Origin of the sequence: Saccharopolyspora antimicrobica (assembly GCF_003635025.1) — a bacterium.
GTDB lineage: Bacteria > Actinomycetota > Actinomycetes > Mycobacteriales > Pseudonocardiaceae > Saccharopolyspora > Saccharopolyspora antimicrobica.
Window position 1 is genome coordinate 310808 of sequence record NZ_RBXX01000002.1, and the last position, 14831, is coordinate 325638.

The 14831-nt window shown below is 69.3% G+C and carries 13 protein-coding genes, 1 tRNA gene and 2 pseudogenes; 9 read left to right on the plus strand and 7 right to left on the minus strand.

Translation table 11 applies throughout. The features are described from left to right. Nucleotides 1-6: 6 nt before the first annotated feature. Nucleotides 7-447: a hotdog fold thioesterase gene (locus ATL45_RS02010; RefSeq protein WP_093156158.1), complete on the plus strand. Its 441-nt coding sequence runs from the start codon at nt 7-9 to the stop codon at nt 445-447. A 49-nt stretch (nt 448-496) separates the two neighbouring features. Here the strand turns inward: ATL45_RS02010 and ATL45_RS02015 are convergent, their stop codons facing one another. Together ATL45_RS02015 and ATL45_RS02020 are read right to left on the minus strand one after the other, a co-directional pair. Then, entirely contained in the window at nt 497-1108 is a 612-nt protein-coding gene (locus ATL45_RS02015; RefSeq protein ID WP_093156159.1) for an ANTAR domain-containing response regulator, read from the minus strand. A 108-nt stretch (nt 1109-1216) separates the two neighbouring features. Next, on the minus strand, nt 1217-2593 hold the full coding sequence (locus ATL45_RS02020) for an amino acid permease (RefSeq protein WP_093156312.1): 1377 nt from the start codon (nt 2591-2593) through the stop codon (nt 1217-1219). Nucleotides 2594-2797: 204 nt separating this feature from the next. Here ATL45_RS02020 and ATL45_RS02025 point away from each other — a divergent pair, with 204 nt between their 5' ends. The 3 genes and pseudogenes from ATL45_RS02025 (at nt 2798) to ATL45_RS40140 (ending at nt 4411) form a co-directional block, all read left to right on the plus strand. Continuing rightward, nucleotides 2798-3256 (plus strand): CAP domain-containing protein, encoded by a 459-nt coding sequence (locus ATL45_RS02025; protein ID WP_093156161.1) that lies wholly within the window; start codon nt 2798-2800, stop codon nt 3254-3256. 161 nt (nt 3257-3417) lie between these two features. Next, a pseudogene (locus tag ATL45_RS40210) lies at nt 3418-3786 on the plus strand (MFS transporter); the annotation flags it as partial. 61 nt (nt 3787-3847) lie between these two features. Next, complete coding sequence (locus tag ATL45_RS40140; protein WP_342775234.1) at nt 3848-4411, plus strand: MFS transporter; 564 nt, start codon at nt 3848-3850, stop codon at nt 4409-4411. Between the two features lie 41 nt (nt 4412-4452). Here ATL45_RS40140 and ATL45_RS02035 read toward each other — a convergent pair whose 3' ends face one another. Then, nucleotides 4453-5364 (minus strand): LysR family transcriptional regulator, encoded by a 912-nt coding sequence (locus tag ATL45_RS02035; RefSeq protein ID WP_093156162.1) that lies wholly within the window; start codon nt 5362-5364, stop codon nt 4453-4455. Nucleotides 5365-5455: 91 nt separating this feature from the next. On the opposite strand from ATL45_RS02035, the gene ATL45_RS02040 reads away from it, so the two are divergent. The 4 genes from ATL45_RS02040 to ATL45_RS02055 all read left to right on the plus strand — a co-directional run bounded on the left by ATL45_RS02040 (nt 5456) and on the right by ATL45_RS02055 (nt 11577). Then, nucleotides 5456-6679 carry an MFS transporter gene (locus ATL45_RS02040; protein ID WP_246025120.1) on the plus strand — a complete coding sequence of 408 codons (1224 nt, stop codon included), beginning with the start codon at nt 5456-5458 and terminating at the stop codon, nt 6677-6679. A 236-nt stretch (nt 6680-6915) separates the two neighbouring features. Continuing rightward, nucleotides 6916-8970, plus strand: coding sequence for a hypothetical protein (locus tag ATL45_RS02045; protein ID WP_093156163.1), 2055 nt, complete (start codon nt 6916-6918; stop codon nt 8968-8970). A gap of 91 nt (nt 8971-9061) precedes the next feature. Further along, nucleotides 9062-10549 carry an ABC transporter substrate-binding protein gene (locus ATL45_RS02050; RefSeq protein WP_170210135.1) on the plus strand — a complete coding sequence of 496 codons (1488 nt, stop codon included), beginning with the start codon at nt 9062-9064 and terminating at the stop codon, nt 10547-10549. A 356-nt stretch (nt 10550-10905) separates the two neighbouring features. Further along, nucleotides 10906-11577 carry a hypothetical protein gene (locus ATL45_RS02055; RefSeq protein ID WP_093156315.1) on the plus strand — a complete coding sequence of 224 codons (672 nt, stop codon included), beginning with the start codon at nt 10906-10908 and terminating at the stop codon, nt 11575-11577. 115 nt (nt 11578-11692) lie between these two features. Here the strand turns inward: ATL45_RS02055 and ATL45_RS39925 are convergent. The 3 genes and pseudogenes from ATL45_RS39925 to ATL45_RS02065 form a co-directional block, all read right to left on the minus strand. Then, a pseudogene (locus tag ATL45_RS39925) lies at nt 11693-12049 on the minus strand (hypothetical protein); the annotation flags it as partial. 42 nt (nt 12050-12091) lie between these two features. Continuing rightward, nucleotides 12092-12646 carry a hypothetical protein gene (locus ATL45_RS39930; RefSeq protein ID WP_093156165.1) on the minus strand — a complete coding sequence of 185 codons (555 nt, stop codon included), beginning with the start codon at nt 12644-12646 and terminating at the stop codon, nt 12092-12094. Nucleotides 12647-12773: 127 nt separating this feature from the next. Next, nucleotides 12774-13985: a glycosyltransferase gene (locus ATL45_RS02065; protein WP_093156167.1), complete on the minus strand. Its 1212-nt coding sequence runs from the start codon at nt 13983-13985 to the stop codon at nt 12774-12776. A gap of 243 nt (nt 13986-14228) precedes the next feature. Between ATL45_RS02065 and ATL45_RS38670 the strand changes: the two genes are divergently transcribed. Then, nucleotides 14229-14429, plus strand: coding sequence for a hypothetical protein (locus tag ATL45_RS38670; RefSeq protein ID WP_170210136.1), 201 nt, complete (start codon nt 14229-14231; stop codon nt 14427-14429). A 226-nt stretch (nt 14430-14655) separates the two neighbouring features. Here the strand turns inward: ATL45_RS38670 and ATL45_RS02070 are convergent. Continuing rightward, nucleotides 14656-14728: transfer RNA gene (locus ATL45_RS02070), tRNA-Leu, on the minus strand. Between the last annotated feature and the right edge of the window lie 103 nt (nt 14729-14831).

Consider the following 14831-nt stretch of genomic DNA (forward strand, 5'->3'; position numbering starts at 1 on the left):
GCGGATATGACCAGTGGTGAGGCGATGACCAGCGAAAACGGCCTGTCGATCGAGATGCTGTCGGCCGCCGAGGAGCAGCTGGCCGACAAGCTGGGCATCGAGTACGAGACGCTGACACCCGATCGAGTGGTCGCCACCATGCCGGTCGCGGGCAACCGCCAGCCCTACGGCCTGCTGCACGGCGGCGCGAACGCGGCGCTGGCCGAGACGCTGGGCTCCATCGCCGCCGCGCTCAACGCGGGCGAGGGCCGCATCGCGGTCGGCCTGGAGCTGTCGTGCACCCACCACCGCGCGGCCACCGCGGGCAAGGTCACCGGGGTCGCGACGCCGGTGCACCGGGGCCGCTCCACGGCGACCTACGAGATCGTGATCACCGACGAGCAGGACCGCCGGACCTGCACCGCGCGCCTGACCTGCGTGCTCCGCGACCAGCCCCCGGGCCGGTGACGCGACGGAGCCCGTGAGCGCGGCGGCTCACGGGCTCCGGTTCACGTCCTCAGGAGAGGTTCTCCAGCACCGCTTCGGCGACAGCCTTCATCGTCGTGCGGCGGTCCATGGCGGTGCGCTGCAGCCAGCGGAACGACTCGGGCTCGGAGAGGCTGTGCTTGCTCATCAGCAGGCCCTTGGCACGCTCGATCGTCTTGCGCGCTTCGAGCCGCTCGGTGAGGTCGGCGACCTCGGACTCCAGCGCCTGCACCTCGGTGAACCGGGACACCGCCAGCTCGATGGCCGGCACCAGGTCGCGCTTGGCGAACGGCTTGACCAGGTAGGCCATCGCCCCCGCGTCGCGCGCCCGCTCCACCAGGTCGCGCTGGCTGAAGGCGGTCAGGATGACCACCGGCGCGATCCGCTCACCGGCGATGTTCGAGGCCGCCTCGATGCCGTCCATCTTCGGCATCTTCACGTCCAGGATCACCAGATCGGGGCGCAGCTCCTCGGCGAGGCGAACGGCTTCCTGCCCGTCCCCGGCCTCACCGACGACCTGGTAGCCCTCCTCCCGGAGCATCTCCACCAGGTCGAGCCTGATCAACGCCTCGTCCTCGGCCACGAGTACGCGACGTTCGACGGGCTTGGCCTCGCGTGTGTCCTCGGTAGCCGGCGTCGTCACCGGGGTCCTCCATAGAGCTCGGGTTTCCAGTGCGATCTGCACCGGAAACCGCAGAATACCGGTCCCGACTTGACGTCGAGGTTAACCCGCGACGTGACCATTGCGACATCACGCCGAGCGCCGCCGCGGCCGCACGAACAGCACGTAGACCAGCAGGATGCCCGCCAGGCTGATCAGGCTGAGGGTGAGCTGCGAGCGGACTTCCCCGATGGCTCCCATGGTGACGATCACAGCCGCGATCACCACCAGCGTGGCCCACGTCAAATAGGGGAAGAACCACATCCGCAGCTTCAGCCGCTCCGGCGCCTGCTCCTCCAGCCGCCGCCGCATCCGCAGCTGCGAGGCAGCGATGATCGCGTAGATGAACAGCGCGACCGCGCCGGCGGAGTTGATGATGAAGTAGAAGATGGTGTCCGGTGAGACGTAGCTGGCCGCGACCGCGACGTAGCCGACCAGAGTGGACAGCAGGATCGCCTTCCACGGCACTCCGCGCCGGTTGACGTCGCGCACCCAGGCCGGCGCGAAACGCCGCCGCTGCAGGGCGAAGAGCATCCGCGAGGCGGTGTAGAGGCCCGAGTTGAGCACCGAGATCACCGCGGTGAACACCACCACGTTCACCACGACCTCCGCGCCGGGCAGGCCGAAGCGGGAGAACGCCGCGGCGTACGGGCTGCTGTCGACCGGGATCTGCTGCCACGGGGTGATCATCACCAGCAGCGCCACCGAGCCGACGTAGAACAGCAGCACCCGCCACACCACGGCCTTGGTCGCCTTGGCCACCGAGCGCTCGGGCTCGTCGGATTCGGCCGAGACGATGGTGACGATCTCGGTGCCGAAGTAGGAGAAGATCACGATCACCACGCCGTGCAGCACCGCGAACCAGCCGTTGGCGACGAATCCGTCGCGCGCGATGTTGCCCACCGAGAACTCCGCGCCCGGCCACAGCCCGAGCACGAACACCGTGCCGCACAGCAGGAAGATCACGATGGTGATGACCTTGATGGAGGCCAGCCAGAACTCGGTCTCGCCGAAGGAGCGCACGGAGACCAGGTTGGTCGCGGTGAGCGCGAACATCAGCACCAGCGACAGCACCCACTGCGGCACCACCGGCACCAGCGGGTTGAGCAGTTCCGCGCCGACAACGGCCTCGAAGGCCACCACGCCGACCCAGTAGTACCAGTAGAGCCAGCCGATGGTGAATCCCGCCCAGTCGCCGAGCGAGGTGCGGGCGTACTCCATGAAGGACCCGAGCGTCGGCGCGGCGGTGGCCATCTCGCCGAGCATCCGCATCACGAGCACGACGAGCAGCCCGCCGAGCGCGTAGGACAGCACCGCCGCGGGCCCGACGGTGGAGATCACCGCGCCGCTGCCGATGAACAGGCTGGCGCCGATGATGCCGCCGAGCGCGATCATCTGGAGGTGCCGGTTCTTCAGGCTCCGCCGCAGCCCGGCGTCGTCGTGCTCGATCGCGGTTTCGTCGACCATCACAGCCCCCGTCCGACCGGTGACCCTCGGTTGAGCTGTGAACCTAACTCGCGTTGATCAGCGCCACCAGAGTCCCGAACCGGGAGGAACCAGGCCGATCGGTCGCACCGGACCGTAGCCGCGCCATCACGTTGTGCATTACTCAGCGTGACTTACTCCATATATAACAGTTCGATCTCACTCGTATGGGTAGCTTGAGCTGGCATGAAGACCCCGACTCTTCGACGCTCCGTAATCACCTCTACCGCACTGCTGATCGGCATCGGCTCCGCCGCCTGGGCCCCCGCGGCGATGGCCTCCGGCTCGATCGAGGACCAGGTCGTGGCCCTGGTGAACCAGGCCCGCGCCGAAGCGGGCTGCAAGGCCGTCAAGGTGGACGCCCGGCTCACCAAGGCCGCCGCCGAGCACAGCGCCGACATGGCCGGCCGCTCCTACCTCGACCACACCAACCCCGACGGCGAGTCCTTCAGCCAGCGCATCAAGCAGGCCGGGCACCCCTCCCCCGGCGCGGAGAACATCGCGCAGGGCTACAAGAGCGCCGCGGAGGTCATGGACGGCTGGCTGAAGTCCGAGGGGCACAAGGCCAACATCGTCAACTGCTCGATGAAGACCGTCGGAGTGGCGGTCAACGGCGACTACTGGACCCAGGACTTCGGCCGCTGATCCTGGGACGCCGAGTTCCTGCGCCGCGCGATCACCGCGCTCATGCGTCCCGGAAGCCGGTCGTGAGCACCTCCGACCTCACGGCCCCGGCCCTGTCCGCACGCCGCCGCTGGGCGGGCCTCGGCGTCCTGTCCGCCAGCCTGCTGGTCATCGCGATGGACATGACGATCCTCAACGTCGCGCTGCCCAGCCTGGCCGCCGATCTGCGGCCCGGCGCGGACCAGCAGCTGTGGATCATCGACGTCTACTCGCTGGTGCTGGCCGGGCTGCTGATCCCGATGAGCAGGCTGGCCGACCGGTGGGGGCGCAAGAAGCTGCTGCTGAGCGGGTTCGCGGTCTTCGGCGGCGCGTCGCTGCTGGTGCTGGCCGCCGACACCGCGGGCGCCGTGATCGCGGTCCGCGCCCTGCTGGGCGTGGGCGGCGCGATGATCATGCCGACCACGCTGTCGATGATCCGCTCCCTGTTTACCGATCCCCGCGAGCGCGCCACCGCGCTGGGCGTGTGGGCGGCGGTCTCCTCGCTGGGCATGGCGGTGGGCCCGATCGCGGGCGGCCTGCTGCTGGAGCACTTCTCCTGGCACGCCGCGTTCGATGGCCGTCGGTGCCGCGATCGTCTCACCGCTGGCCCCGACCGTGGCCGCGCGCATCGGAGCCCGCACGACGGTGGCGGGCGGACTGGCGGTGGCGGGCCTGGGTTTCCTCAGCCTCTACGCGCTGCCCCCGACTTACCCCGTGGTGCTGCTCGCCCTGACCCTGCTGGGCGTCGGCGCGAGCTCGTTGGCGATCGCCTCGGCGATCATCATGTCCGGCACCCCGCCGGAGAAGGCGGGAAACGCGGCGGCAGCCGAGGAAACCGCCTACGACCTGGGCAACGTGCTGGGTGTGGCGGTCCTGGGCAGCGCGGCCTCGGTCGCCTACCGCGCGCACCTGGAGGCCGGTGTCCCGGGCGTTCCGGTCGGCGCGGAGGAATCCCTGGGCGCTGCTTTGGAAATCGCGGCGGAAACGGGTACGCCGGAACTCGCGGCCCGAGCCGAGGAGGCGTTCACCAACGCCCTGGCCCAGACCGGCCTGTTCGGCGGCCTGATCATGATCGCCACCGCAGTCGCGGTCTTCCTCCTGCTGCCCAAGAACACCGGCCTGGACGGAAACCACTGAGCGATGCGGGCTGCGGACTCAAAATCCGTCCGGTCATGGGTTCACGCGGTGGAAGCCGCTCGGGCGGACTCCTCGGCCAGCAGTCGTGCGAGGTACTCCAGTTGCGGCGTGGTGCGGTCGGTGCGCCAGATCAGTCCGAGCTGCGATGTTCCGCTCAGTCCGGTGACCGGGACGCAGCGCACGTCGCGGCGGGTGCTGCGCTCGACGAACGGGCGGCACAGGAGCATCGCGTGCTCGCTGCCCGCGACGAGCGTCAGGCCTTCCTGCAACGTGGAAACGCTTGTCGTGGAACGGAGTTCGGTTCCGGACGGCGTCGTGGGAGGAACCTGGGCTTCGGTCCAGTAGTCGGGCGCGTCACCGGCGGAGGAGATGAGGTCGACCGCTGCCAGGTCCTCGACGTCGAGGAACTCGCGCCTGGCGAACGGGTGTGTCGCGCCCACCGCCAAGTACTGGTCCTGCGGTGGGAAGCGGAAGCCGACGGTGAGCCGCTCGTCCTGGACCGGCAGCAGCGCGACAGCGCAGTCGACGGCGCCGTCGAGCACCGCGGAGAACGGCGATCCCAGCGGGATCTCCTGCACCACAACGGAAATCGGGTAGCGCACCCGGAATCGGCGCAGTGCCTCGGTGACCTCTTCGTACGCACTGCCCTGGAATCCGATGCGCAACTCGGGCAGCCCGCCGCGCTTGGCACGATCGCGCGCCTGCCCGACCACGCCGACCAGCTGCGCGTAGGCGGGGCCGACCTCGCTGACGAATTCCGCTCCGAACCTGGACAGCTCGACCCGCCTGCTGGTTCGCTCGACGAGCTTGGTGCCGATGCGCCGTTCGAGAGCGGCGATGAGCTGGCTGACGCGGCTCTGCGAATACCCCAGGCGACAGGCGGTCCGCCCGAAGTGCAGTTCCTCGGCCAGTACGAGCAGGCACTCGATCTCCCGCGCGGGAAGCTGATCCATCCCGTCATCCCCCTCCATCGATGAGCCTAGCTCATCGATCGTGCAGCGAATCGCTGTTGTTCGGCCTCCTGGGCGTTGTTCGAATCAGGACGTGAACACCCCACTGGAAACCGACCGCGCCCCGCTCCGGCAGTGGCTGGCCGTCGCGGTCCTGTCGCTGTGCACGTTCATCGTGGTCACCTCGGAGATGCTGCCGGTCGGCGTGCTGACCCCGATGGCGGGCGGGCTCGGCATCACGCCGGGCATGGCCGGCTACAGCCTCACGATCACCGGCGTGGTGGCCGCGATCGCAGCCCCGATCGTCCCCCGCGTGCTCGGCACCCTCGACCGGCGCACGGTCCTGGCGGTGGCGATGGTGCTGCTCGCCGCGGGCAACGCGCTCACCGTGCTCGCGCAGGACTTCGCGGTGCTCGTCGTGTCCCGCACCGTGCTCGGCATCGGCATGGGCGTGGTCTGGTCACTGGCAGCGGTCGTCGCGCCCCGCCTCGTCACCCCGCGGCACGCTGCCCTCGCGGTGTCGCTCGCGGTGAGCGGCGTGGCGGCCGCCTCGGTCATCGGCGTCCCGCTCGGCACGCTCATCGGCGACGCCTTCGGCTGGCGCAGCGCCTTCGGCGCGCTGACCGCCAGCGCGCTGCTCCTCGCCGCGATTCTCCTGATCTCGCTGCCGAAACTCCCGAAGCCGACCGCTTCTGCCACCTCGTCGACCGGCGGTCGGCCGCTGCTGCGCACTCCGGCGGTCGTCGTCGGACTGATCGTCGTGGTCTTCCTGGTCACCGCGCACTTCGCGGCCTACACCTACATCCGCCCGGTCCTGGAGAGCAGCACCGGGATCAGCGCGGCCTCGATCGCGGCGATCCTGCTCGCCTACGGAGTCTTCGGTCTCATCGGCAACTTCGCCGCCGGAGCCCTCGCCGCCAAGCGCTCCCGGGCGACGGTCGTACTGCTGGCGTTCGGCATCCTTGTCGCCATCACGATCCTGGCGCTGTTCAGCGCAGTGGCCGCCATCGCCATCGCGGCCATCGTCGTCTGGGGCTTGGCCTACGGCGGACTCTCGGTCGCGGGCCAGATCTGGATGACCCGCGCCGCAACGGGCAACGAGGAGAACGTCACCGGCCTATACGTCGGAGTCTTCACGGCCTCCATCGCTCTCGGAGCCTTCCTCGGCGGCACGGTGTTCGAGATCGCGGGCATGACACCTCTCCTCTGGACGGCCGCAGCACTCGCCCTCGCCGCCCTCGCCACAGGACTGCTCGGCCCGGGCCCGTCGACGATCACCTCCGAACCTCGAATCCCGGAGAAGGTTCCCGCCGCATGAGCGGAATCGTCCACTTCGCAACCGAACTCCTCGCGGGCTGACCGCGGGTTCCGGGCGGCGATCACGTGCTGATCGCCGCCCGGCGGTGTCTCCGCAGGAGCCCGCACCCGTGCCGCGCGCACTTTTCGAGCCGAACGAGCACCGCGCGGGAAATTCGAGCAAACGCGATCACGTCGACTCGCTGCTCGATATGATGTTGCTCTCATTCGAGGCGCGTGGCGGCGTTGGGAGGGCTCGTGGGGGACTCCGATGAGACGCGGCTGCGACAACTGGTGGCCGAAGCGCTGGAAGTGCGTTCAGCACCGGGCAAGCCGCCGGTGCTGAGCCTGTGGGGCGCCTCGGGAACCGAGCTGCCCGAAGCGCTGGAAACGCTGTACAAGCGGTGGGGACCGATCGTTCCCGCTGCGCATGTGACCCGGGCGCAGCTGCACGGCGATTCGATGCTCGAAGTCCTGCTGCGCCTCACCGAGCAGCTGAGCCGCAGCGCGCGTTGGCGTTCGGCACCGCGGTTCCCGCGGTTCGCACTGGGTGTGCTGGCCAGCCAGGGAAAGCTGGAGAGCTCGTTGCCCGACGCCCGCCGCGACGAGATGATCAACCGCACGCTGGGCGGCAAACTCGGCGGCGGTCGCGCGCTCGTGAACTGGCTGAACCAGACCGGAACGGCGCTGGCCGAGGCCTTCGGCGTCCCGTCGACCGCCGCCGCCTGGGTGGGCACGGCCACCGGCTCGGCGGCCGGATACCTGCACCGCGCCCTCCTGCTGCGCGGAAAACCGCTGCACTGGTACCGCAACGAGATCACCAGGACCAACGTCGGAACCGGTGTCGACGGCTTGATCGAGCTGGCCCACAAGGCAGCGCTGCACCCAGACAACAAGGACGCCGTCGCACCGATCCTGTGCCAGGCCGTGCTGGCCGATCTCGCGGCGTGGCAGCAAACCCGGCCCAGCGTCTTCAAGCGGTCCCGGCGCTGCCTCATCGTGTTCGACAGAACCCCGCCGGAGCAGACGCCCTACCGCGTGCAGGGAAACGGGGTGCAGCAGGTGATCCGCGAGTTCGCCGAGCTCCGCACCACCGACTCGGGCCCCAGGACCAGTCCGGCGCTGCTGGTCGAAGGCGGTCCGCTGCGCCCGGTGATCCCGGGCCAGGCAGCCTCGCTGTGGCGCCCCAAGCTGATCGCGAACTCCCGCTACCAGGGCTGGGATCCGGCCCGCGGGGACGGTTGGAAGCTGCGCTACCCGCTGGTCTGGCGCCCAGCGGTGAACATCCGCGCCACGAGCCGGCAGCAGGAGGGCTCCTTCACGACTCAGGTCGCGCTGAGCCGGAAGCTGCCCGCCAACAGCAGTGCTGACCTGCGCCCGCTGGTGACCACGATCCGCCGCCTCACCGGCGATCATCCCGGTGCCACCGCCGTGCTGATGGACGCGATCGCGGCCCACGCCCACGAGCACGGCGGACAGCTGCCCGACCCGCGCGGCTTGTGCGAGCTCACCACCGCGGACCGGCGCTTCGACGAGTGGGTGATCGAGCTGGCCACCGCGCGCTGGCCGGCGGCCATCTGCCCCGGGGTGATCCGGTTCGCCCTGCTGCGCACGCTCACCGACGAGTGCACCGACCAGGTCTACGCCCCGCTCCGGAACAACGACACCGCCGCGTCGGCGGCCGACGCGAACGGCACCGGCGCGGGTGTCGGCAGCGACCTCGCGCAGTTCCTGTCACGGGACGCCTGGGTGGAGTACGACCCCGACGATCCCGCCGCCCCTCCGGTGATCCATCCGCTGCTGCGCCGCGCGGTGGCGCACCAGGTGGGAGCAAGGGCTTTCCGCCACGTCGTGTGGGAAACCTGGCACACCCAGGTCGCCGTAGCGATGCAGAAGTCCGATCCGGTCACCTCGCTGTACCACAAGCTCGCGGCCGGGAAGGTGGCCGACGTCGTCGACGCCCTGGAGGCGTGGCTCTGCGAGAGCACCTTGGGAGCCAAGGACTGGCTGGGCAGGCTCGAAGCGATCACCCAAGCCCCGCTCGCACGCGTGACGACGTCGCAGCCCGTCGTCGAGCACCACCACGAGCTGGTGTCCAGCGCTGGTGCGGTCGACGAGCCGGTGCTGGCCCGGCTGGTGCTGGCCATGCAGCTGCACAACGACCCGCTGGGCGATCCGCACCACAACATGTGCGCGGTCATCGCCCACGGACTGGCCGCACTGGGCGACAAGTACGGCCCGGCGGGCACGTTCCACGACCACGCCACGATCTACCAGGACTGCCACACCCGCTGGCGCAACTTCGGCGAATGAGGTCCCGGACATGACACCTCTCCGAAGATCCGCGAACGCAGACCAACCGGAACGACTGGGCTGGCCTTTCAGCGGTTTCACCACCGGTCTGATGGTGACAGCGGTGGCGGCAGCCCTGTTCCTCGCGTCGGTGTACTGGATCTACCCGCTGCTGCGCCCCTGCGGCGCGGGACTCACCAGCACCGGCGACGGTCAGTGCGCGGGCGTCAGCGACGGCTCGGCCCAGCTGCACCCGGATCCGGGCATCGCCGCGATCATGGCCGGCATCCACCGAGAGAACACCGCGGTGGAGCAGACCCCGTCGAACACCCCGCCGGTGACCATCGGGGTGCTGATCCCGCTGCCCAGCCCGGGAACGGACGACGACTACCTGACCGCGGTGCGCCACGACCTCGAAGGCGCCCAGCTGGCCCAGATCCAGGCCAACCACGCCCAGCTGATCGGGGACCGGCCGCAGGTGCGGCTGGTCGTGGCCAACAGCGGTGAGAACGCCCAGCACTGGTCCACGGCGGTCTCCGGGCTGATCGAGCGCGCCCCCGGCGGCAGCCACGACCAGCGGCTGGTCGCGGTCGTGGCCTCCGGGCGCTCCCTGGGAACCACCCGCGCCGCTCTCGACCGGCTCACGCAGGTGTCGATCCCGGTGATCGCGGCGCGGCTGACCGCCGACCAGCTCACCGACGCCCCGCCCTCGCCGAACGTGCCCCTGGCGCGGGTCGCACCGACCAACCGCGACCAAGCCGCGGCCGCTGCGGCAGCGGTCAAGTCCAGCGCCTCGACCGCGATGGTGATCCAGGACCGCAACCCGGCCAACATCTACGCCGACTCCCTCGGCAAGGCGTTCCAGGAGAGCTTCGCCGACTCCGCCCACGAGCTGGTGGGGAACGAAACCTTCGACGGCGGAGGAGAAGGCGTCGCCACCACCATGGCCGGTATCGTCCGCGACATCTGCGACACCCGCCCCGACGTGGTGTTCTTCGCCGGACGCAGCAACGACCTCAACACCCTCGTCCGAGCCCTGCCCTCCCGCAACTGCCCGCAACAGCCGGTGCGGATCATCACCGGCTCGGACGCGGTCGCCTTCGCCAACGCGGTCGCCCGCGACGAGCCCGGGCTGCGGGACGCGTTGAGCGCTCAGGTCACCGTCGAGTACACCGGCCTCGCCCACCCCGAGGCCTGGGACGCTGACCAATCCGCCTTCCCGCAGGCGTCGGTGACCGCGCTGCGCGGACCGTGCGACCAATGGTGCTATCCCCGCGTTTACCCCGGCCGCGACACCGCGGAAGAACTCGCGGACGGCGGCATCATCATCGGTTTCGACGCGGTGCTCACAGCGGTGACCGCCGTGCGCGACCCCTACGCGCCCAACACCACCCCCGGCGCGGTCGGCCAAGCGCTGGCCAGGTTGCACGGAGGAAACCTGGTCCGCGGCGCCAGCGGCTACATCTCCCTGTCCGCACAGGGCGAAGCCATCAACAAGGCCGTCCCCATCCTCAAGATCGGCCCGGACGGTGTGGTGAGCCTCGACAGGCTGAGCGCCCCCGCCGGCGAGCCCTGCAAACCCCGCACCTCACCCTGCTGAAAGCCCACCGCAACACGACACGTCCGGCCACGACATGAATGGCGGTCGGGTCCGCTGCGCCCACCCCATGCCGAGAAGGCGAGTTCGGGAGGTCGACCCGTGGCATACCAAAATGCAGGCCAGCCACACGTGGGCTGACCTGCACCAATATGTGCCCCCGGTGCGACACACGCAGCAATCACACCAGTTTTCGGGCCTCGTGACCTGCTGATTCGGGTGGAAGTCCCGCTCGCCATGGAGCGTCGCGCGAAGCGCGGTGAGCGTCGGTGAGGTGGGAAGGTGAGGCCGGATCGAAGGAGCGAGCTCCGTCCGCGGTGGATTCGGGATCCTGGGATCCAGTGGAGCGGGTGGTGACTGTGATCATGGGGTCGGTCGTCGCGTTGACCTTCCTGTTCGGGTTCGGCAACGTCCTTGGTCTTGCGTTGCGGCTAGGAGTACCGATGTACGTGGCGCTGCTGGTGGCTCCGGCGGTCGATTTCTCGGTGCTCGGGCTGCTGCTGGGTACGCGGCACCTCGCCCTACGTGGTGCGCAGCCGGAGCAGCAACGCCCGGCGCGGCGGCTGCTGCTGTTCGCGTCGCTGGTGACGCTGGCGTTGAACGTGGCCGAGCCGATCTGCGCCGGCCAGTTCGGCAAAGCCGCCTTCGATGCGGTGGGTCCGTTGCCGCTGATCGGCTGGGCGGAGGTCGGGCCGGGGCTGCTGCAAGCGATCTCGTCGGCCGGGACCCCGTCCAACGCTGAAGGACAGACTGCCATTGGCCTGACTGGTGACGGTGATGCTGTGTCGACAGCGTCGCGCACGGTGTCGGACAACGTTCCTGGTCAGCAGCTGGATGGTGACGATGTGGCAACGAGCGAAGCCGAGGAGCTCGTGTCGCGTGCCGTTGTTCTCGACGTAGAGCATTGGCTTCGGCATCGTCGGCCGATCTCGGCGGAGACGCTGCGTCGGGAACTCGGTGTGGGTTCTGCGCGTGCACGTGCGTTGGTGAAACGGATCCGATCTGGCCGTACACCCGTTAGTGAGCACTAGTGCACCTCGCTGGTTGGTGCTACCCAGCACGATCCGGTGCCCGACGTCGGCGGTCGCCTGAACGCGATTCTCGCCAATCCTGGCGGGTCGGCGCCACCGAACTACGTCCAGCTACTCACACCCGCGACCGCGTTGCGATCCTCGCCAGCCCCAGAGGGCTGTCGCCACCGCCCCGCCGGCGAGCACGCCGATGACGGTGATGAAGTTGTGATCCTCGCCAGCCCCGGAGGGCTGGCGAGGATCGCAACTCGATCGACTGGAGCAGCGCGACGAACTGGTCGCGGTCGGTGGCGCCAGCCCCAGCGGGCTGGCGAGGATCGCAACTTCTGCTGGCCCGTTGATGCCTCGCAATCGATGTTCTGAGGTTCTCGCCGTTGGGCCACGTCACGGACGCGGGCCGGTCGGCGCTGGTGGGGAACTCAACGAGCGCCTCGGCGAACGGCTCGACCGGCAGGCCCGAACCGGGCGGGAAGTCATCGTCGTCGAACTCGCAGCCTTCCGAAGTGGGGTCGCCTTAGGGATACGCCTTGTCCCGATCGGCCTCCTGGTAGGAGAGGTAGCCGAACCCGTCGCGGACGGTGGCGTAGACGTCGTGGTCGAAGAACCCGCGTTCGATGTCCCATAGCGGCCAGTCGCGGTGGATCAACCGCGCCACGTCAGCGGCCTCGTCGGCGAGCAGCTCGACCAGCTCGCGCACCTGGTCGCGTCCCTTCACGAGCAGGTGTGCCCCGCGTCCCACACCATCTTCGGTGAACACGGCCCAACATGCGTCGATGGTCACCGGCCCCTCCTTTGTCTCGGGTGCGGAGGTCGCCGTGGTGTTTGGCGGGGCGCCCGAGGGAATCTTGTTTCGTTCTCGGTGGGCCTTGAGCCGCGTCGCGACCGCTTGTATCTGTTGCCACAACGGGTTGAGCTCGGTCAGCGGATGCCGTGCGGCCACTTCGGCGATCACGGTGCGGCGGGCGTGCGATCCCAAGGCCACGACGAACGGCTCGCGCCTGGCCATCTCGAACGGGATGAGGCGAGTCAGCTCGCCGAGATGGCCAGGCGCGAAACGGCCCTCGGCCACGCGGACATGGCGAGTAATGACACACTGATGTTCCAACGGGGTTCCTGCCGTGCATCGATCTTGGTCGACGTTGTTCTAGCAGGAACCCCGTTACCTACCTCAGCGGGTTGACAACACCACCCACTCCCTAACTTCCCAGCATTGCGACTAGCCGAGCGGCGACGATGGTGCCGTTCGTGCGGATCATGCCGGCCACGGCCGTCGCCCTCGCGCGGGTCTCGGGCGTGAGCGCCGACTTGAGTGCGGTCGACAGGGACTCGAACGTCGGGTTCGGACCGTCGTGGGCCACGCCGACGCCCAGGTCGGCCACCCGGCTCGCGAAGTACGGCTGGTCGGCCAGCTGCGGCACCACCACCTGCGGCGAGCCCGCCCGGGTGGCGGTGGTCGTGGTGCCCGAGCCGCCGTGGTGCACGACGGCCGCGACCCGCGGGAACAGCGCCTGCTGGTTGATCTCGCCGACCGCGAAGCAGTCGTCCCGGTCGTCGATCAGCGACAGGTCGGCCCACCCGGCCCGCACGACCACGCGTCGGCCCTGCGCCCGGACCGCCTCGATGGCCGCGGTGGCGGCGTCCGGCGCGCCGAGCATCGGCATGCTGCCGAAACCCACGAACACCGGCGGGGTGCCGGCGTCCAGGAACGCCATCAGCTCGGGCGGCAGCGGGCGGGTGTCGGGCAGCAGCCACGCGCCGGTCTGCACGACGTCGAGGTCCGCTGGTTGCTGCCACGGGTCGAGCGTCGGGTCGGTGGCCAGCAACGGGCGGTCGCCGAAGACGTAGTCGCGGACGTGGTCCACCGGCGGCAGGCCCATGGTCGCCCGGTCGGTGTTGAGCCCGTCGCCGAACAGGGCGTTCACGCTCTCGGCGTCGAGGTCCCACAGCTGCCGGTTGTCGGTGACCTCCGGCGGGAACGGCCGGCCCGGATACGCGAGCGGCATGTGGTGCGGCGAGGGCAGGATGACCTTCTGGAGAGCCGCGAACACCGAGGGGATGCCCACCTTCTCGGCCACCGACCGCGCGCCGGCCGCGGCGGGCATCATGCCGGTCACCACCATCGCGTCGCAGTCCTGTGCCACCGGCAGGATCGCCTCGGTCTGGGCGGCGACGATCTGGGCGGCATGCTCGGGGATGGATGTGGGCGGCGGCGCCGACTTCGTGAGTTCCCGCGCCGACGGCCCGACCGGCACCAGCGGCACTCCGAGCCCGGCCAGCAGATCGGCGAACTCCTCGTCCGGCGGTGCGCTCATCAGCACCTCGACGCCCAGTTCCCGCAGCTGCGCCGCGAGCCCCGCCACCGGTTCGACGTCTCCCCGTGACCCATACGTCGACAACAACACACGCACTCCGCAACTCCCGTTTCCGCAGGTACTGGCTATGGAGCGTAGATTCTGCGGCACGACCCGGGTCTTGCGGCAAGCCCCCAGGTGCGCTATACCTTGGAAATGGAAGGAGCCTGCGCGCTCCTTCTTTTTTGTGGGCGCGACTTGACAGCGGGTGGAGAATAAAAAATCGGCGTGCCCTCCAGAAACCAATGGAGAACCCGCCGTTCTTAGTTTCAAGTTAACGCACAAACGCTGTCGCCGAACATGAACGAGGCCAGCCCGGGTCTCGTCCGCGGTCATCGTGGCGGCTTCCTTGATCTCGATGTGTCAGGCGACGTCGGGTACGAAGCCGCCGCGAGCCAGCCCGAGTTCGCGGGCACGCTGGGCGGCGGCGGTGTAGGCCGGGTCGGCCATACGGCCAAGGATGCTCCAGCCGAGCGTGATGGGCGACGACGCAGCCTGTGATCTCTCGCTTCGAGATGCCGGGGGTCGCTGCAGTTCCGACCTGGAGCTCAGCCTTGGGGATCCACTTGCCGGCGACTTTGCCGTAGATCCGGATCGTGCCCCAGGAACCGAGCGGGAGCGGAGGGCGAGCCATGATCATCTCCAAGACCATGGGTTTAGCATGGATGATCCAGGGTACGCCGAAACGCAGGTCGGGCCTCTGGATGGCCTGACCTGCGTCGATGCGTGCCCCCGGTGCGATTCGAACGCACACTGGACGGATTTTGAGTCCGCTGCCTCTGCCGTTGGGCTACGGGGGCTTGTGCTGGCCATCGTACGTGACCGGTGATCACCTGGTTCGGCAGCCCCCTGCCGCGTGGCCCCGGGGCTGGCGCGAGTCGACGGCGGGTAGCCCCCGATGCG